We start from the raw sequence: 18,862 nt of genomic DNA, 5'->3' as shown, positions 1-18,862 counted from the left end.
TCAACGTTAAGTGTTACTTTTACCCAATGCTTTTCCTCTACTGCCTGCTGGGAACGGTTGAATCGCTACGATCGGTGTTTATATAGCCTAGTCAGGCACGGCTAATTGCTCACGTATTAACTCACCCAAGCGCCGCGCTGGCTCTGAGGGCCGGTGGGGTGCGCGGTGAAGCGCCAGCTCGATCATTGGCAGCGCAGGCAGGCCACTGCTCTCATCCAGTGGCCTTAGCGCCGGCGTCAGCATGCTGCGCGTCACCACCACTATCGCGAGCCCCGCGGTCACAATCGGCGCCAGACCGGCCATGGATTGGCTGGTATAGGCAACACGCCAACTGCGCCCTGCCGACTGCAGCGCCTGCTCGGCGACTTCACGAAACACGTCAGCCCCCGGCGAATAAAGCGCTAATGGCAATGGATCGCTTAGCAGCGGCTGCTGGTGCATTCCGACGGCCCACAGCAAAGGCTCTCGACGGATTACATCGCCCCCTGGCGAGTTGCGTTGGCGTGTCACCAGTGCCAGATCAAGCTCTTTGGCTTTTACCTGCTCTACGAGATGGGCGCTGGTACCGCAGATCACCTTGAGCCCCACCGCCGGGTAGAGCTGATTAAAGTAAGCAAACACCGAGGGCAGCAGCGAGGCGTAATCTTCCGGTATGCCTAACGTGAGGTCACCGGTAACTTGGCGCGCCTGCATATCACTCCATGCTTCATCATTAAGCGCCAGCAGCCGCCGGGCATGGTTAAGTAGGCGCTCGCCTTCTGAAGTAAAGCGTATTCGCCGTCCTTCCCGCTCGTGCAGTATTAGCGATAACTGCGCCTCCAGCCTCTGCAGCTGCATACTTACCGTAGACTGCGTGTAAGCCAAACGTTTGGCGGCGGCGGTCACACTACCAGTATCCGAAATTGCCACCAGAGTACGAAGCAGGGTTAGGTCTAGGGTGGGCGCGCGCATATATCACCATTCTTGATCAAAACGATCATAAAAGATCGATATTGTGATGCTTTGATGATGAGTATGCTGCTCAGCACATGCTCAAATCAAGGAGACCTCCGATGCATCGCGTTCACTCCCCCGCCCTTTTTCCACGTTGGTACAGTGTTGGTGCGGCACTGGTGGCCGTGATGCTTTGGAGCGCCGCGCCGCTGCTGTCAGAGTTTGCCAAGTCGACACCGCCTTTACAGCTAACCGCCGTAACACTGCTTGCGGGGGCGATGGCAACGCTGCCGCTGAGCCGCCGGGTTAATGTTGCTGCCAGCGGCGCGGTTTGGCAGTTAAGTGTCTGGGTGGGCATTCCGTTACTTATTTTTGGCGCGGTGAGTACTTACTTTATAGGTATGCGGCTAGCGCCCGCCGCTGAAGCGGCGCTGATTACTTATACCTGGCCCGTGCTCTTTGTGCTGCTTAGTCAGTGGAGCCGCTTTGGCCGTCTGCGCATCGCAGGCGTTGTCGGTGCGCTGATTGCGTTTTCAGGCGCAGCGTTACTGCTGGTTCCTCAAGCCATCAGCGGCGGATTAGGGGGCGCTACCACTGGCTACGCATTAGCACTGCTGGCTGCCTGCTGTTGGGCGTTTTATTCATGGCTCAGCCAGGCAGCCCCAGTGGCGTTGACACCGCTACTGCCACGACTGCTGCTGATCGCTTGTGCTATTGCCGTGGCCGCTAGCCTGCTACTTGAAGGACAACTCCCTTTACCCAGCGGGGAAGCGTTGCTAGCAGGCATTGCACTGGGGTTAGGCCCTTACGGCGTGGCCATGGTGGCTTGGGACAAAGCACTGCGCTGGGGGCACGCCAGCCTAGTGGGCAGCTTAGCGTATGGCGTGCCGATTCTAGCCGCACTGCTACTGGTTCTGGCAGGCATGAGTGTGCTCGACTGGCGATTACCCACTGCGGCAGTGCTGGTGGTGGTGGGCTGCCTTAAAGCTGGCCGCTAGGCTTACTTAAACAGATTCACCTCGGCTACTTTAATCGCTGGCTCGCTAGATAGAATGTCGTCGAGTAATTCAGGTAGCCATCTGGGTTTGAAAAGCGCGGGGGCGGCCTCGCGCATCTCTTCCCGCGTCCACCAATGCCTAGCCTGAACAGTAGAAGGCTCTTCATCGCTCCACTGTGTAGTGGTAACTTCAGCCATTGGCGGGCAGCGCACCAGAAAGTAGCGCTCAAGCCAGCGGGCTGGCGGAGAGCCTGCCACGGCGTCTATGTCATCGCGTTCGCGCAATAGCGGGCCAATGGGGCAGGTCAACCCCGTTGCTTCCTTCAGCTCGCGCATTGCCGTGCTGGGGTAATCCTCTCCCTCAAGCAATTCGCCGCCTACGGTGGTCCAAAAAGGCGCTTGATGCTCATCATGATGGCGAAAAAGCAGTAGCTGACCTTGCGGGTCAACCACCATTAAATGTGCTGAACGGCGTGTTTTGATTTGTTGGTTCATAAGCGATCCATGCCTATTATTGAATGACAGTAAACAGTGCTAAAGCAGACACAATGCGTGCTTTTGGCAATGCCTTTTCAGCCTAGCTGGTTTAAATAAATTTACCGGGATAAGTGAGGTAGTAATTAAAGTTGAGGAGGAATTTCCGTCGGTTCCATTTCAATATTTAATTCGAACAAACCACTACCGGTAGCGCTAAAACCGCTTGCGCTTACCGTATAAGTACCAGGCAGCAATTGCTCTTGAAGACGGGAATCGGTGCCCCCTGCGCCATCGTCGTCGCTGGCTGCAACGCCTTGACCACTAATTTCAATCAATGTATCGAAATCAGCGGAGCGCATTTCTATGGTAACCAACGAGCTCTCTTCTAGCTCCAGCTGATAGATCAGTGGTTCACCGCTGTACCAACCACTTAGCGATCCATCGGCAGTGAGTGACCCATCGTTGCGCAGCTCGCCATTGCCAGGTAGTTCGTGAGGCGCCACTAAGAGAGTATAAACCCCATTGCCATCGTCATAAGCACTGCGCGCGGTCAGCGTGTATTCACCGGGCTCAAAGAAGTCGGCAATGCGGGCGTCTAAATCACCGGCGCTGTCATCATCTTCACGGGTATAGCCGTTGGGTCCTTCTATGGCTAAATAAGGGTCAAAATCATCAGAGCGCATTTCAAGCTGGTAAAGACCCGCCTCTTCTATGTTCAGCGCTATTTCATCGGCATCGCCCTGCAACCAGCTGTCGAGTGGGTCGCCTATTGTTACCGTGTTTGCATCGGTGAGCTCTACGGTGCGGCTCTCAATGGTAAATGGGCCATAGCTATAGGCATCGGCCCCGCTTACCACCACGACATAGTCACCGCTTTCTTCGATACGGTGGCGCACAACGGGTGCATTATCGAGTAGCTGAAGCTGATCATCGTAAAGGGCCACAACGCCTTCCAAGGCACCATCAAGAGCGATTTCAACGATTTCATCTTCTTCTAGCGAGATTGCATAGCGCACAAAGCGGCTGCCATCGTTCCCGTTAAGTTCGCTCGCCAAGGTTATTTCCCCGCGTAAAGGCTCTGCAAGCATGAGCCTCTTGGTGGGCTTATCCTCAGCAGTTTGCAGTTGCAAGGGAATAACCTGAGCAGCCAAAAAACCGACGGCAGCGCCGCCCAACGCCACCAATACAAACGCTAGCGAAGCCGATTTAGCCATGAACGTTCCCTTGTTAAGTTGTAATGACAATCATTAATAAATTAAGCAAACGTGATTATAAGATGCTTAGCGAAATCAAGTGAGCGTTTGATAAAAAATACTGCATTGCACAAATCTGATTTTTTACTAACTTAACCCTTGCGTTGATAAGTCACTGAAACTCAAGGGCACGAACACTGCGATTAAAAAAATCTTGAAAATGAACCTAATTGCGTCGATCTTCTCAAAGCTTGCTGACCCGCAACGACAAGGGTACTATCGCAAGGCCTACTCGGCACCTCATCAAAGAATGCGGGATCCGTAATACGCAAAACTGAGGTACTCCTATGGGAGCCCAAAAACGACTGATCCGAACGATTTGTTTGGCAGCGGTAGTAGTTGGTAGCGCTGCCAATAGTGCTTTCGCACACGAAACAGATACACAGGAAGGCGTCGCCTCCTTTTACAGTGACCGCTTTCAAGGAGCCACCACAGCCAGTGGAGAGCCCTTTGACCAGCAGGCACTGACAGCCGCCCACCCTAGTTTGCCGTTTGGCACGAAGGTGTTGGTGACGCGCCCCGACACGGGGCAAGAGGTAGAAGTATTGATCAATGACCGCGGCCCCTTCGTTAAAGGGCGCATTATTGATTTATCCAAACGCGCGGCAGTGAAGCTTGGCATGCTACGCCGCGGTACAGCACCGGTTATGGTAACGCTGTTGGATTAACGGATAACACATTCTTGGTTGGTGTGTGATACCCCTTAGCCTAATTAATGCGACAGTAAACCAGTCAAAATAGTGCCACTCTATAAATACAGGGCGACCAGCATATGGTCGCCCTGTTTCTTTTGAGGCGCTTTATCTCCTACCGCTTTCTCATGCATGGCGAACTTGCAAGCAAGCTAATGGTCTCTATGCTGCAAGGAGTTCAACGCGCTTAGCTGAAACAGATAGCTCAAAGCGCCATTTATTCGCAGGAGGCATTTATGCAGTCACGGTTTTATACGCTTACTGATTACCCCCAGGGCCTACCCGATCGCTCTCTATTTAAACTGGAGACACAGACACTGCCTGAGCTAGCCGACGGCGAGGTGCGAATTCGTAATCGCTGGCTCTCTGTGGACCCTTATATGCGGGGCCGCATGAATGGCGTTCGCACTTACGTAGACCCCTTTGAACTCGGCAAACCCATGGAAGGCGGCGCCATTGGCGAAGTGATCGAATCCAATGACGCAAACCACAAGGTGGGCGATCTTGTCAGCCATATGGGCGGCTGGCGTGATATTGCCCAACTGCCTGCCCAAGGGGTGACGCCATTACCCGACCTTGATGTTCCTGAGCAGGCTTACCTGGGTGTGTTAGGCATGCCCGGCATGACCGCCTGGACCGGTCTTAATTTGATTGCAGAGTGCAAACCGGGCGATAACGTTCTGGTCAGTGCGGCCAGCGGTGCGGTTGGTTCGCTGGCGGTTCAGTTAGCCAAAGCAAAAGGCTGCCATGTTGTGGGCATTGCAGGCGCTGCCCATAAGCTCGCTTGGCTTGAGTCACTGGGTGTCGAACCGGTCAGCTATCGTGATCGCAATGCGCATGAATTAAGCGACGCCATTAAGCTCGCAAGCCCCAACGGTATTGATGTGTATTATGAAAATGTGGGTGGCATTTGCCTGGAAGCTGCCCTCAGCCAGTTAAATGAAGGCGCCAGAATCGCAGTGTGCGGTATGATCGACGGTTACAACGCCGCAGAGCCCACTCCAGGCCCCAGCAACCTTTCGCAACTGGTCACCCGTAAAGCTAAAATGCAGGGCTTTATCGTGGCGGATCACTGGTCAAGCTATCCCTACTTCCTAAACGAAGTGGCCCCGCAAGTCACCGCTGGCAAACTGGCTTATAAAGAAACCGTGAAAGAGGGTTTAGAGAGCACCCCAGAGGCTTTCTTGGCACTGTTTGAGGGCGGCAATACCGGTAAGATGCTGGTCAAACTAGACAGCTAATCGTTGTGTTAGATTAAACTTACAGGTGCTCCCTACCCCACCCCCAAAAGCCGCGCTACGTTGATAGTGCGGCTTTTTCATTGATCATTGTTCGCACTGGCCTACCAGAAATCATTAGACCAAAAGCGAATTGATTATTAAAATCGATTAGCTATTGAGATGTGTTTTAACCCATCGGCCTTGCTGATGGGTTAGGGCACTTTGCGGAATCGCCGCTTAGCAGCCACTGCCAAGTGGCATTCACTCGTTGTTAAATAGGGGTTACCTCATGGATGAACACTCACGTACGCACAGCAGATGGCCGCTATTACTGCTTGGCCTTTTGCTAGTTGCGGCGGGACTTGCCTTGGCCATTGGCGGCGGCAAGCTGCTTAGCGTAGGAGGCAGTGCTTATTATTTAATTACCGGCATAGGCGTTATCGCCAGCGGTGTTTTACTGGCCATGCGCCGGGGCGCAGCGCTCTGGCTGTATGCGCTTATCTTGTTTGCGACGCTCGTATGGGCGTTATGGGAAGTCGGCTTAGACTGGTGGCAGTTGGTGCCACGCGTTGCGATTCTCTGTCTAATCGGGATTATTCTACTGCTTCCCTGGTGGCGTAAACCGTTACATTCACGGGGCGGCAGCTTGGCCTTGGTAGGTAGCATTGTTGCTGCCATCTTGGTGGCTATTGCGAGTCAGCTGAGCGACCCAGGCAGCATCGAAGGGACGATCTCCAACCCCAACGAAGCGGCTAGCACCGTTAACCCTGCGCAAGTAGCGGGAGACGACTGGCCTGCCTATGGCGGCACCAATGCAGGCACTCACTACTCCTCACTTGAACAGATTACGCCTGACAACATCGGCGAACTGGAAGAAGTATGGCGCATTCAAACCGGTGATGCGGCAGGCCCTAACGCGCCGCCCGAAATCACCAATCAGAACACCCCGCTTAAAGTAAACGACAGCCTGTATATTTGCACCTCGCACAGCCGCGCAATGGCGCTCTCCCCGGAAACCGGGGACACATTGTGGGAGTTTGACCCCGAGGTGAGCACGATGGGTGCCGAGGACTTTTCACTCTGGGCCCATATGACCTGCCGCGGCCTCGCCTACTACGATGCAGCTAATTACGCCGCTGGCGCAGGCACTAGCGAAGCAGCAGACGGCAGCGAGGCCGGCAACAATAGTGCCGCGACGAGTGATACCGCGCTCTCATTCGATATTTTCGATAACATCGATATATTCAGCCTGGACCTCTCGTTCCTGTCTTTGATGTTTGGTGCTGAAGGCGCAGGTAACGCGCAACCCATGCTCAGCGAAACGGATGTCATGTGTCCACGCAGGCTTTACCTGCCCACCGCTGATGCACGTTTAATTGCGCTGAATGCCGACACCGGTGAACGGTGCGCCAACTTCGGCGAGAATGGTGAAGTCGACTTGACCAACAATATTGGCGACTTCGACCCTGGTGGTTACTACTCCACCTCGCCTGCAACGGTAACGGAAAACCTGGTTATTCTTGGCGGGCACGTTACCGACAACAGCTCCACTGATGAGCCTTCTGGTGTCATCCGTGCCTTCGACGTGCACACCGGCGAGTTGGTGTGGAACTGGGATAGCGGTAACCCCGATGACACCGAACCATTAGCGGATGGCGAAACCTACACGCGTAACTCGCCTAACGTATGGGCACCGATTAGCGTCGATGAAGAACTCGGCATGGTCTACCTGCCCATGGGCAACGCGACGCCTGACCAGTATGGCGCTAACCGTAGTGAAAACGATGAAACCTATAGCGCAGGTCTGGTAGCCCTTAATCTAGAAGATGGCCAAGTGGAATGGGTTTACCAGTTCGTTCACCACGACCTGTGGGACATGGACACACCCGCGCAGCCGGTGCTGATTGATTTAGCCACTGATGAAGGCACTCAACCCGCGGTGATTCAGCCAACCAAACAAGGCAGTCTTTACGTCTTGAACCGCGAAACCGGTGAGCCGATTGTGCCCATCGAAGAGGTACCTGCTCCGCAAGGCGCCGTTGAAGGCGACTGGACGGCGGAAACACAGCCACGCTCAGCGCTAAACCTGCTCCCTCCCCCGCTCACCGAGCGCGATATGTGGGGGGCGTCACCGTTTGACCAGATGCTGTGCCGCATTCAGTTCAACTCGTTGCGTTATGAAGGCCAGTACACACCGCCTTCGTTGGAAGGCAGTATTGTTTATCCGGGTAATGTCGGGGTAATGAACTGGGGTGGCGTTGCCGTTGATCCTGAACGCCAAGCACTATTCACCGGCGCTAAATACTTGGCATTTGTTTCCAAGTTGGTACCTCGCGAAGAGGTAGAAGAAGGACAAGGTTCGGCCAGCGAACAGGGGTTGCAGCCTAATGCAGGCGCCCCCTATGCCGTTGAGCTTGGCCCACTGCTTTCCGTGCTAGGCCTGCCCTGCCAAGCGCCCTCATGGGGCGATGTGGCCGGTATCAATCTACAAAGCGCAGAAGTGGTATGGAAACACCGTAATGGTACGACACGCGACAGCATGCCGCTCGATCTGCCGATTGATTTGAATGTCGGTGTTCCGGCGCTCGGCGGCCCGATCACTACTGCGGGCGGTGTATCGTTTCTGAGCGGCACCCTAGATCAGTACCTGCGCGGCTACGACATCACCACTGGCGAGGAAGTGTATAAAGCACGCCTTCCGGCAGGTGGCCAAGCCACCCCCATGACCTACACCGGCGAAGATGGTCGCCAGTACGTAGTGGTCACGGCGGGTGGTCACGGCACCTTTGGTACCAAGATGGGTGACTATGTGATTGGCTACGCGCTGCCTGAGTAACCGATCGACCTAGTAGACTCACCAACGAGAACGGGCGACCCAAATGATGGGCCGCCCGTTTTTACTCATCGTTTTTTATTCATTTAGGGTTTAGAAACGTACTTCTAACCCGCCATAAACACTGCGCCCGGGAGCAGGCTCGTAAAAGCGGCCAAAGGTGCCATTCAAGCGCACATTGGAATAATGCTCTTCATCCAATAGGTTGCGCACGCCCACATAGGCATTTAGCTGCGTATCGCTGCCCAACTGCCAGCCATCTCCCACCCGCAGATTGACCAGCCAGTAGCTATCGACCTCGGTTTCATTGGCATTGTCAGCCACCAAGTCACCCACGTATTGGGTTTCAAGGGTCGCAAAGCGCTCATCACTCCCTTGCCAGGTTAGTTGGTTGACCCAGGTCTGTTCGGGTAAGCCGGGGATGCGGTTGCCACCAAAGCTTTCCGTTGGTGTGGCAAATTGATCAAACTCATAGCGCGCCAGCGTCAGGGCGCTATCCAACCGCCACTGGTCGGCCAACTGCCAACCGAGCGCCAGTTCGATGCCGTCGCGGTCGGTGTCGCCTGCGTTTTGGTAGAAGGTGCGGCCGCCGTCATCATACGGCACGAGCTCGTCACGCACGCGCACCGAAAATAGCGCCAGATCGTAATCCATGGCCAGCGGTTCAACGTAGCCCCGCAGCCCCACTTCACGATTCCAGGCTTTTTGCGGCGACACCGACGGGTTAAAACCACCGCCTGCCGGATTGGCAAACTCGGAGAACGTCGGCGTTTCAAACGCCGTACCGGTATTGATATAGGCTTGATGCTGCGGACGATAACGGTAACTTAACCCCGCCGAACCGCTCCACTCATTGAAGGTCTGGTCACCGCTTTGATCGCCATCGTCCAAATAGCGATCATCTACTTCTAGCTCCACTCGGTCAAAGCGTGCGCCAAGCGAGAGCGTTACCTGCTCGGTCAGCGCTAAATCGCCCTGGGCAAATACCCCAGCGGAGGTCGCCGTTTGGGTCTCTTCCGCCAACTGCTCACCGACAACGCCTTGGCCATTTACATCGTTCCTAAAGCGCTCGTCGTCTTGACGCGCCACATCGACACCGGTGATATAGCTCAGCGGCAGGCTGCCCAAGCTGACTTCATGGTGATACTCAGCACTCGCGCCCAGATAATCACGCTGGTAGCCGATACGGCTATCGCCCACGTAGGGTAGCTGCTGCTCAAAATCACGCTGGGAAATAAAGCCTTTTAAGTAGAACTCGCCAGGGCCTGCGGACAAATCTTCGTACTGTAAGCCGAGGAGCTGTTGATCGACATTCTGCCCAGCGTCTAGGGCGAGCGAGTTAGGCGCGGCTTGATCACGCCCTGCGGCTACTTCTCTGGCGTTTAAAGCGCCAGGATCTTCAGAGCGGGGGTTATCGAGCAGATTGATAATCGCGGTTAACGCTCGGTCGCTGCCTAATTCGCGACGTAGCTTGGCGTTCAGCAGGTACTTTTCCGTGGAGCTCTGCTCTCGATAGCCATCGACATTAAGCGCTGAAAAGCTCACATGGTGCGACCAATCCCCTTGGGCGCCACCGGTTTGCACGACCGCCTTACGGTAGCCATCGCTTCCCACCTCGGTACGCACGCTTGAACCAGGGTTATCGCGCCCATCCGCTGTTGTGATATCAATCACTCCGCCTGCCGCATTGCCATAAAGCACCGAAGAAGGCCCACGGATGACTTCAATACGCTCGGCACTGTCCAGGTCAATGGCATCTAACTGCGCCTGACCGTCCGGCAGCGTGTAGGGAATACCATCGACCATCACGGTAATCCCGCGTACGCCAAACGGCGCGCGAGCACCAAAACCGCGGATGGAAATGCGCTGGCCCTGGGCGAAGTTATCGCGGTTCTGCAGAAAAACACCCGGCACACGCACCAGTGACTCATCCAATCGCGCGCGCTGCTGACCTTGCGCAATGGCTTCGCGGTCAATGGTGGAAACCGCCGCGGGCGTATCATATAGCTCACGCGCCAAACGAGGCGCGGTCACCTCCACGGTGGCCAGGTTAGTGTTGTTCGTCGGGCCCTCTTGAGCCCAGCTTTGACTTGCTACAAAGCAGCTCAACACCCCTAAAGACGCGGTGGTGACTTTTAATGTTACGTTGGGCATGGGGTCCCTCCCAGATAGTGTTAGGCTTTGTACGAAAACTGCCTGCACTCGTCTATACGGCGTTAAAAATCATCTCAAAATGCTCATTTACACTCTGTAAACTCCGCTTTTTCGTTGATTTTTGCCTTGTCTAGCCATCGCTCGCCGACTTTTCGTACAAACCCTAGTGGAAAGTGAAAGTGTAAATGAACGATTTTCTATTGGGTCAGTCTCAGCTTATTCACCAAGGCCTGGATAAAACTTCCGACAGTGCCTACACTTGTACAAGTTACACCCCTGAAAGCAAAGGAGGCTTCATGGCGTTTACAGCGACTGATCCGATTAAGATGATTTTTGCCGTTATACTTCCCCCACTCGGCGTATTTTTTGAGGTCGGCTTTAAAGGGCATTTCTGGCTGAACATTATCCTAACGCTATTTGGCTTCATTCCGGGCATCATTCATGCGTTTTATGTGATTTTGAAGCACTAGCATTTGAAGTTGTTTGCTGATTGAGTATGACGCCGCCTAAGCTAACGCTTAGGCGGCTTTTTTGTGACATTAACTAAGGGTGTCCATGTCGACGCTGATGCAATACATGCACGCATTCATCAAGCTTAGGAATAGGGCCTTCTACCTTCAGCCCAGGCACCACCTGTTGAATAGGCAAAGTGGCAACAGGTGGCGGCCCAACCCCTAAATCCGCTAGCCAACTACTGAGCTGCTCTGATGAGCTCGCATAAACAATGCGCCCCAGCCCTACCCAGCCATGGGCAGCAGCACACATGGGGCAATGTTCGCCTGAAGTATAGACAGTCGCCGCTGCTCGCGCTTCTGGCGTCATATGCTGTGCTGCCCAGCGTGCCAGAGCAAACTCAGGGTGTTGGGTGGAATCACCACCGGCAATGCGGTTACGGTCTTCTGCCAATACGTCACCGTCAGCACTTACAAGCACACTCCCAAAGGGCTCATCGCCTGCCTCAAGGGCCTCTTCAGCCAGTTCAATGGCACGCCTCAGATAGGTGAGTTCTCGATCATTCATCGTGAGTTCTCCTTTAAATCAACGGCGCTGACTTACTATCCCTGTCTTACTATCCCTTTCTTACTACACCTTTGCCGTGGCGGGCGTATTGTCCAGAGGTCTCTCTTTCAACTCTTCCCCTTCGCTGCGGGCAATAACGGAGGTACCCACTAAATCGCCTGTCACGTTAAGCGCCGTAGCCCCCATACCTACCAATGCATCAATGGCGGTGAGCAGCGCAACCGTCTCTATTGGCAGCCCCACTTGAGCAAACACCGTGGCGATCATAATGATTCCAGCGCCTGGCACGCCTGCGGTACCCACCGACACCAAGGTGCCAATCAGCACTATCTGCACCATGCTAATGAAATCCAGCGGTGCGCCAATCACGTTGGCCGCAAAGACCGCCGAAATCGCGATACGAATCGCCGCGCCATCCATATTTAAGGTAGCCCCTAGTGGCAGGCTAAAGCCATAAATGCTTTTGGAAATTCCCAGGCGATGAGCAGCATTAATAGTGAGGGGCAATGTTCCCGAACTACTTTGGGTCGCAAATGCTGTCGCCATCGGCGTGCGGGCCTCACGAAAGAAAGTGCGTAACTTCACACCAAACAGCCGCATGATGCCGCAATAAATCAGCAAATGAGCGGCGAGTGCGATATACAGCACCACCACCATATCGCCCAACGATAGCAGCGTTTCCAACCCCTGCTGACCTACCGTTTCGGCAACAATCGCAAACACCCCGATGGGTACGTAGTGCAAGACGCCAGACATCACTTTTAAGGTGACCTCATTGAGCGCTTCAATCACCTCATACAGCCGTTCACCCATCGCCTGCTGGCGTTCCGACTGGCGCATTTTTAACAAGGCGATGCCGAACACCAGCGCCGTAAAAATAATACCCAGCATATTCAGCTCGGCAAACGCACCAATAATGTTACTGGGCACGATATTAAGCAGTGCATCGACAACGCCAGGGTTATCCGGCACCGAGAAGCTGGCTTCCTCCTCCAGCCTCATTCCGCTACCCGGATTAAACAAGGAAGCGATAGTTAAACCCACGGTGATCGCTAATGCCGATGACGCTAAATAGTAGCCAAACACCTTGCCGCCAATACGTCCTGCACTGCCCTCCCTTGACTGGTTCACCCCCACCATCAGCGTAAACAGTACAATCGGAACAATCAGAAAAGTCAGCAGCCGAAGTAGTAGATCGCCCAGTGGCGCCAACCAGACCGCTACCGGCTCACCACCAATCAACCCGACCAAAACGCCCAGCACCAGTGCGATGGTGACGCGTAGAATCAACGACGCCTGTGAATAGGCTTTCCATATGCGAGTCATTTAAGTCCCTATAGGTTTGCGTGTGTGAGCAGGTCTAATGTGAGAAGCATGTACCCCACTTATACATCTCATTCTATTAGTGTGGCACAGCGATATCGACAAGATAGGAAGGCGACAATAAATCAAGGCGGTACGCACTGCCTCTGCAGACAGCCGGAGAAACAGCTCACCACTATCGCAGGCCCGTTGGCTTTTTATAGAGCGCAGACGCCTCAAACACGCACAGCCTTGTGCATGTTTGTTAATTTAGCGATTACTTTATGGAAACGGATGGCGTTAACATACACTTCAAAGCCGAATACCCTCATTCAAGCATTGAAGTATTGCTGGCACTAATGAAGCCCTTTGCAACGAACGTATCAAGTCAGATTATCTTTACAAGGAAAGGAGTTTTCGCATGCGTTTCTCTCTCACCTGTTTAACAGTATCCACATTGGCGCTAATGACAGCGGGCTGCGCACAACATTCCGCCACGACCAGCGAAAACAGCCTGGCTGAAATCCGTTATGAAGTAGGCCCTTGCTACGGCACCTGCCCAGTTTATAGGGTTGCGGTTGAAGCGGATGGTACTACCCGCTTTACAGGTGAGCGTCACACGGCCGTGGAAGGAGAGCGCGTTCAGGCAGGCGATGCTGCTACCTTTCGCTCACTTCAAGAGCGCCTAGCGGCAATGCAACCCGAAATGGAAACAACACAGCAAACCCTTGATTGCGAACCCCTTGCCACCGACCTGCCACATTACACAGTGACGTGGGTTAACCAGGATGGCGAACAAGCAGTGCTTGAACACGATACAGGCTGTCACTCTGCAAACGGTCGCGAACGCACCGAGACCCTAAGAGGCCTCAATGCAGAACTTGGCATTGAAAACTGGGTACAACAGTAAGTGCAATAGTCAGTGCATAATCACTGATGGCAGCTAACAAGCGTTATCTTTGCCAAGGAGCGTCAATGCATACGATCAATCCGAGCAAGCTACACCACAGCAAATGGACGGCTGCCCAGCCATGTAATAAAGAGAAGCACTTTATGGTTACCCAGTTGCTGCGCGATGAAGAAGAGAACGTAGTAGAGGTCGTGCTCGAGGCTATTTACTCTCATCGCGAGCTGATTGTGCCGTGGCAAAGCTTAAAAGATGACAGCGTGTGGAAAGTGGGCTGGCAATAGAGGCTGTTTAATGAGCGCAAAGGTAAGATAATCAACAAAGGGTTTGACACGAGCTACATTTCATGACACTGTAGCGCCAGTTGGTTAGCAAGCAAGCATGGTTTCAGAAGTGTACGAAAAAGATTTAGAAATGTACGAGATAGACGTGTACAAAATCTTTCGGCAAGACTGTAATTGTATTCCTTGTTTTATCCGCTATTAATCTGGGTGATACCAGGAACTTTACAAATCGCATTGCGCGAAAGGATTTTTACTATGTCTACTGGCACAGTTAAGTGGTTCAACGATACTAAAGGCTTCGGTTTTATTGCTCCTTCTGACGGCGGCGATGACCTGTTTGCCCATTTCTCTGAAATTCAAGCAGACGGCTTCAAAACCCTGCAAGAAGGCGCTAACGTTTCTTTTGACGTTACCCAGGGTAAGAAAGGCCTTCAAGCTTCAAACATCAAGCAAATTTCCTAAGCCTAAGTCTCTCAAGAGATAGCGCTTTAGAATTTGCTCGAACCTTCCGAGGTTCGAATGACAAGGCCCGCTTATGCGGGCCTTGTTGCGTTTGGGCACTGCTAACGTGACAAATACGCTCACCAAAAAACCCTACTTTAGCCAACGGCTAAACTCGAAGCCACTGTACTATTCGCACGTTCACCGTTGTGACTAATTCCTCCAGAGCCGCTGCGCGCGCACGCCCTTCCGCACTGGCCCGATAAAGATGCGGTGTCATCGCCAATAAATCGGCGATCTCCTCAGCTCCCTTTAGCGTTAGCGTGTAACGCACGTTGTCGCTGCTTTGGTAGACAAAACCTTCCGGCACTCCCCCCTCATTTGAACGCTCTGGCTTTAATGCGGGATAGATAATTTCCCGTAGCTCTCGCAGATGATCTGGCCCCGTCTCAACTTGGAGCAGCACTCCACCGGCTTTTAACACCCTGGAAAATTCGCTATGCACAGGAAAGCCAAACATACACAGAAGGCTATCCACGGTCCCCGCCTGCACCGGCAGATGCGCATTGCTGCCCACTACCCAACTGCTCAATGGGGCTTGTTTATCGTCCTGCTTTGCAGCCGCTAGCACCGCCCATTTGGATATATCCAACCCCATCAGCGAAAGTGATGGCGAATTTGTCGAAGCGTTGGCTAACTGACCCGCGTAAGCTAGCTGGCGTAGGTAATAGCCTTCACCGCAGCCTGCATCCAAGCAGCTAAACAGTTCCTGATTCGCCGTTTTACTTCCTGCATGGCTTAGTATGGCGTTACTGACTGCCAGCGCAATGGGCTGGTAGTGCCCAGCATCAAGAAAGCGCTGCCGAGCAGCTACCATGGTTTTGCTATCACCCGGATCGTGTGAGCGCTTTTGCTGTACAGGCAGAAGGTTCACGTACCCCTGTTTGGCAATATCAAAACTATGCCCAGCCACACAACGCCAAACGTTGTCAGCTTGCTCTAGCGGTTCACCATCCAGCGGGCAAGCCAACGCTTGAAAAGGGCTTATGCTCATAGGCGTTTCATCTTTAATTAAGAGATAGTGTATGAAAATGTGGTTAAGAAAGTACGTCGCTGAGAGTGCGATAACGCTAAAACACGGTAAAGGCTAACACACCATGCATCGACTGCTGCGCGTAACAGGCGCCTGGCCCTACCTGATCGCTATCTTTCTCAATGCCTTTGTGGATCTGGGTCACAAAATCGTGATCCAGAACACGATTTTCAAAAGTTACGATGGCGAAACTCAGGTAGTACTCACCGCGCTGGTGAATGGGCTGATTCTACTGCCGTTCATCTTGCTGTTCAGTCCGGCTGGCCACGTAGCCGATAGCTACCCCAAAGTGCGTATTCTACGGGTCTCTGCCTGGACCGCAGTAGCGGTATCGCTGGGCATTACCGCTGCTTACTATCAGGGTTGGTTTTGGTTGGCGTTTGCCATGACGCTACTTCTCGCCATCCAGTCGGCGTTCTACTCTCCGGCCAAATATGGCTTGGTAAAAGGCTTGTTCGGCAAACCTCGCCTAGCGGAAGCCAACGGACTCATTCAGGCCATCACCATTGCTGCCATCCTGGCAGGAACAGTGGTTTTTACGGCGCTATTTGAAACCTGGGTCTCGTCTGATAAGCAAACGCCAGCGCAGCTGTTACGCCAAATAGCCCCGCTGGGTTGGCTATTAGTGCTCAATAGCGCTATCCAAGTCATCACGCTGTATCGCCTGCCATTGGATGAAACCACCCGCTCCGATACGCCGCTAACCTGGCAACGCTACCTCAAGGGTACGGCGCTTAAAGATAACCTGGGGATTATCGCCCGCCAGCCAGTCCTCAGGCTCTCCATTATCGGCCTTGCCACCTTTTGGTCAGTGGGCCAAGTGCTACTCGCGGCCTTCCCCGCCTACGCCAAGGAAGCCCTCAACGTCGATAACACACTGGTGCTACAAGGCATTCTAGCCGCCAGCGGTATCGGCATTGCGCTGGGCTCACTGTTGGCCAGCAAGTTATCTCACAACCGTATTGAAACCGGCCTAATCCCCGTGGGCGCTATTGGCGTGGCCGTTGGCTTATGGTGCCTGCCGCTGTTAACCACGCCCGCTAGCCAGGCAGTGAATTTTGTTTTTATTGGCATCATGGGCGGTCTGTTTATCGTCCCCCTCAATGCACTGATTCAGTTTCACGCTGCCGACAAGGAGTTAGGCACCGTACTGGCCGCCAACAACTGGATCCAGAACATCGCCATGCTGGGCTTTTTGGTACTCACCGCGCTGTTCGCGCTGGCGGGTGTGGATAGCCACTATCTGCTGTTACTGATCGCTAGCGTGGCGATGTTGGGCGGCGGTTATACGATCTTCAAACTGCCCCAAAGTCTGGTACGCTTTTTGTTGAGCTTCCTGCTGACCCGCCGCTATCGCGTCGATGTGCATGGCTTGCAGAACCTGCCCGCCCAGGGTGGCGTACTGCTACTGGGCAATCATATCAGTTGGGTGGACTGGGCCATGGTGCAGATCGCCAGCCCTCGCCCAGTGCGCTTTGTGATGCTGAAATCGGTTTACCAGCGCTGGTACCTCCGCTGGTTCTTCAAAGCCCTAGGCTGTATTCCCATCGAGCGCGGCAGCGGTGCCGAACAGGCGCTCGCCGATGTGGCCTCACAGCTCAATGCGGGAGAAGTGGTGTGTCTGTTTCCTGAAGGGGCCATCAGCCGCACTGGTCAACTGGGCGAATTCCGTCGTGGTTACGAGCGCGCCTGTGACATGGCAAATCCAGACGTCAAAATCGTACCGTTCTACCTGCGTGGCCTATGGGGCAGCCAGTTCTCCCGCTCCTCCAGCAAATTAAAAGAGATGCGTAACGCACCACTGCACCGTTCGGTGATCGTCGCGTTTGGCAAGCCGCTACCCAAAGATACCTCTGCCGATGTGCTTAAACGGCGTATTTTTGAACAGGCAACGCGCTCCTGGCAGCGAGCCATGGACGAACTGCCGACGCTACCCAACGCCTGGATTCAGACCGTCAAACGTCGGCCTAGCGACCTTGCCTTGACGGATACCCTGGGCAGCCCGCTTAATGCCAGCCAGGCGTTAAGCGCCAGTCTGTTACTGGCGAAACGTCTTCGCAAACTCAATCCCGGCCAAAACGTCGGCCTGCTGCTTCCTACCAGCAGCACCGGCGTCATTGCCAACATGGCCACACTGCTGGCCGGCAAAACGGTGGTGAACCTCAACTACACCGCCCCCCAGGAAGTGCTCGCGTCTGCGCTTTCCCAGGCGGAAATTGCAGTCGTCTTCACCTCACAACGGTTTGTGAAGAAACTGGAAAAGAGCGGGCTAAACATCAGCCAATTACTAACCGGAAAGCAGGTGATCTATCTGGAGCACCTGCAAAGCGACATTGGCACCACCGAGCGCTTGGGTACCTGGCTAGCCGTTCGCTTATTACCGACATGGCTGATACAGCATGGTTTCTGCCATAGTCACGATGCTGATGCCACCGCTGCCATCGTGTTCACAAGTGGCAGCGACGGCTCTCCCAAGGGCGTAATGTTGAGCCATCGCAATCTGATGGCCAATATCAAACAGACCTCTGATGTGCTCAATACCCAGAGCGACGATGTAGTTATGGGGTCGCTGCCACTGTTTCACGTCTTTGGCTTCACGGTGACCCAGTTGCTGCCGTTAATCGAAGGGTTGCCGCTGATCTGCCATGCCAACCCCGCCGATGCTCCCGGCATTGCTGGCGCCGTTGCCAAGCACAAAGCCACCCTCTTGTTCAGCATGTCCAGCTTCCTATCGATGTTTGTCAGCAATTCAGCCGTGCATCCGATGATGCTGGAAAGCCTACGGGTGGTAGTTGCCGGAGCCGAAAAGCTCGACGAGGATGCGCGCGCCCGTTTTGAGCTGAAGTTTCACAAGCCCGTTTATGAAGGCTACGGCGCTACCGAAGTTGCCCCCGTGGCCTCCGTGAATCTACCCGACGCTCTGGGCGTTAATTACCAGCAGGTACAGCGCGGCAGCAAACCAGGTACCGTGGGTATGCCGCTGCCCGGCACCAGTTTTAAAATCGTCAAGCCAGAAAGCTTTGAGGAACTTCCTACCGGGGAAGCAGGCATGGTGTTAATTAGCGGCCCCCAGATAATGCAAGGCTACCTCAACGAACCACAGCGCACCGCCCAGGCTATCCACGAAATGGATGGCCAACGCTGGTATATCACAGGGGACAAAGGGTTCATTGACGAAGACGGTTTTTTAACGCTGATTGACCGTTATGATCACCCAACCAACGCAGACAGTAATGATGCTCAGCTATAAGTTTAA

General features: G+C 53.9%; 16 protein-coding genes. 9 read left to right on the top strand and 7 right to left on the bottom strand.

The genetic code is table 11. From position 1 onward, the window contains the following. Positions 1-87: 87 nt before the first annotated feature. On the bottom strand, positions 88-951 hold the full coding sequence (locus tag ACWI0H_RS04365) for a LysR substrate-binding domain-containing protein (RefSeq protein ID WP_176303326.1): 864 nt from the start codon (positions 949-951) through the stop codon (positions 88-90). Positions 952-1,052: 101 nt separating this feature from the next. Between ACWI0H_RS04365 and ACWI0H_RS04360 the strand changes: the two genes are divergently transcribed. Continuing rightward, positions 1,053-1,931, top strand: coding sequence for a DMT family transporter (locus tag ACWI0H_RS04360; RefSeq protein ID WP_336274805.1), 879 nt, complete (start codon positions 1,053-1,055; stop codon positions 1,929-1,931). A 2-nt stretch (positions 1,932-1,933) separates the two neighbouring features. Here the strand turns inward: ACWI0H_RS04360 and ACWI0H_RS04355 are convergent, their stop codons facing one another. Both ACWI0H_RS04355 and ACWI0H_RS04350 read right to left on the bottom strand, forming a co-directional pair. Further along, entirely contained in the window at positions 1,934-2,425 is a 492-nt protein-coding gene (locus ACWI0H_RS04355; RefSeq protein ID WP_485875073.1) for an NUDIX hydrolase, read from the bottom strand. Between the two features lie 125 nt (positions 2,426-2,550). Further along, positions 2,551-3,621, bottom strand: a complete 1,071-nt coding sequence (locus tag ACWI0H_RS04350; RefSeq protein WP_485875071.1) for a hypothetical protein — start codon at positions 3,619-3,621, stop codon at positions 2,551-2,553. A gap of 326 nt (positions 3,622-3,947) precedes the next feature. On the opposite strand from ACWI0H_RS04350, the gene ACWI0H_RS04345 reads away from it, so the two are divergent. The 3 genes from ACWI0H_RS04345 (at position 3,948) to ACWI0H_RS04335 (ending at position 8,408) form a co-directional block, all read left to right on the top strand. Beyond that, the gene (locus tag ACWI0H_RS04345; protein ID WP_176303323.1) at positions 3,948-4,328 is read left to right on the top strand and encodes a septal ring lytic transglycosylase RlpA family protein; all 381 of its coding nucleotides are present in this window, start codon (positions 3,948-3,950) and stop codon (positions 4,326-4,328) included. A 260-nt stretch (positions 4,329-4,588) separates the two neighbouring features. Beyond that, positions 4,589-5,593 (top strand): NADP-dependent oxidoreductase, encoded by a 1,005-nt coding sequence (locus tag ACWI0H_RS04340; protein WP_485875069.1) that lies wholly within the window; start codon positions 4,589-4,591, stop codon positions 5,591-5,593. A gap of 268 nt (positions 5,594-5,861) precedes the next feature. Beyond that, positions 5,862-8,408: a glucose/quinate/shikimate family membrane-bound PQQ-dependent dehydrogenase gene (locus tag ACWI0H_RS04335; protein WP_485875067.1), complete on the top strand. Its 2,547-nt coding sequence runs from the start codon at positions 5,862-5,864 to the stop codon at positions 8,406-8,408. A 90-nt stretch (positions 8,409-8,498) separates the two neighbouring features. Here ACWI0H_RS04335 and ACWI0H_RS04330 read toward each other — a convergent pair whose 3' ends face one another. Next, positions 8,499-10,559 (bottom strand): TonB-dependent receptor family protein, encoded by a 2,061-nt coding sequence (locus tag ACWI0H_RS04330; protein WP_485875065.1) that lies wholly within the window; start codon positions 10,557-10,559, stop codon positions 8,499-8,501. 296 nt (positions 10,560-10,855) lie between these two features. Here ACWI0H_RS04330 and ACWI0H_RS04325 point away from each other — a divergent pair, with 296 nt between their 5' ends. Further along, the gene (locus tag ACWI0H_RS04325) at positions 10,856-11,029 is read left to right on the top strand and encodes a YqaE/Pmp3 family membrane protein (RefSeq protein ID WP_035538925.1); all 174 of its coding nucleotides are present in this window, start codon (positions 10,856-10,858) and stop codon (positions 11,027-11,029) included. 73 nt (positions 11,030-11,102) lie between these two features. Here the strand turns inward: ACWI0H_RS04325 and ACWI0H_RS04320 are convergent, their stop codons facing one another. Next, complete coding sequence (locus ACWI0H_RS04320) at positions 11,103-11,579, bottom strand: nucleoside deaminase (protein WP_485875063.1); 477 nt, start codon at positions 11,577-11,579, stop codon at positions 11,103-11,105. Between the two features lie 63 nt (positions 11,580-11,642). After that, a complete protein-coding gene (locus tag ACWI0H_RS04315) occupies positions 11,643-12,905 on the bottom strand; it encodes a dicarboxylate/amino acid:cation symporter (RefSeq protein ID WP_485875061.1) in 1,263 nt (420 codons plus the stop codon). A gap of 397 nt (positions 12,906-13,302) precedes the next feature. On the opposite strand from ACWI0H_RS04315, the gene ACWI0H_RS04310 reads away from it, so the two are divergent. The 3 genes from ACWI0H_RS04310 (at position 13,303) to ACWI0H_RS04300 (ending at position 14,534) form a co-directional block, all read left to right on the top strand. Further along, positions 13,303-13,791 (top strand): DUF6438 domain-containing protein, encoded by a 489-nt coding sequence (locus tag ACWI0H_RS04310; protein ID WP_485875059.1) that lies wholly within the window; start codon positions 13,303-13,305, stop codon positions 13,789-13,791. Between the two features lie 65 nt (positions 13,792-13,856). After that, complete coding sequence (locus ACWI0H_RS04305) at positions 13,857-14,072, top strand: TIGR02450 family Trp-rich protein (RefSeq protein ID WP_485875057.1); 216 nt, start codon at positions 13,857-13,859, stop codon at positions 14,070-14,072. Positions 14,073-14,327: 255 nt separating this feature from the next. Continuing rightward, the gene (locus tag ACWI0H_RS04300; RefSeq protein WP_007111402.1) at positions 14,328-14,534 is read left to right on the top strand and encodes a cold-shock protein; all 207 of its coding nucleotides are present in this window, start codon (positions 14,328-14,330) and stop codon (positions 14,532-14,534) included. A gap of 148 nt (positions 14,535-14,682) precedes the next feature. Here the strand turns inward: ACWI0H_RS04300 and ACWI0H_RS04295 are convergent, their stop codons facing one another. Then, on the bottom strand, positions 14,683-15,567 hold the full coding sequence (locus tag ACWI0H_RS04295; protein ID WP_485875055.1) for a putative RNA methyltransferase: 885 nt from the start codon (positions 15,565-15,567) through the stop codon (positions 14,683-14,685). Positions 15,568-15,670: 103 nt separating this feature from the next. On the opposite strand from ACWI0H_RS04295, the gene ACWI0H_RS04290 reads away from it, so the two are divergent. Then, positions 15,671-18,856 (top strand): acyl-[ACP]--phospholipid O-acyltransferase, encoded by a 3,186-nt coding sequence (locus ACWI0H_RS04290; protein ID WP_485875053.1) that lies wholly within the window; start codon positions 15,671-15,673, stop codon positions 18,854-18,856. The last annotated feature ends 6 nt before the right edge of the window (positions 18,857-18,862 follow it).

Source organism: Halomonas sp. NYA30, assembly GCF_976980765.1.
The sequence above is the reverse complement of the archived record's forward strand: the minus strand, read 5'-3'. Positions and strand labels throughout refer to the sequence as shown.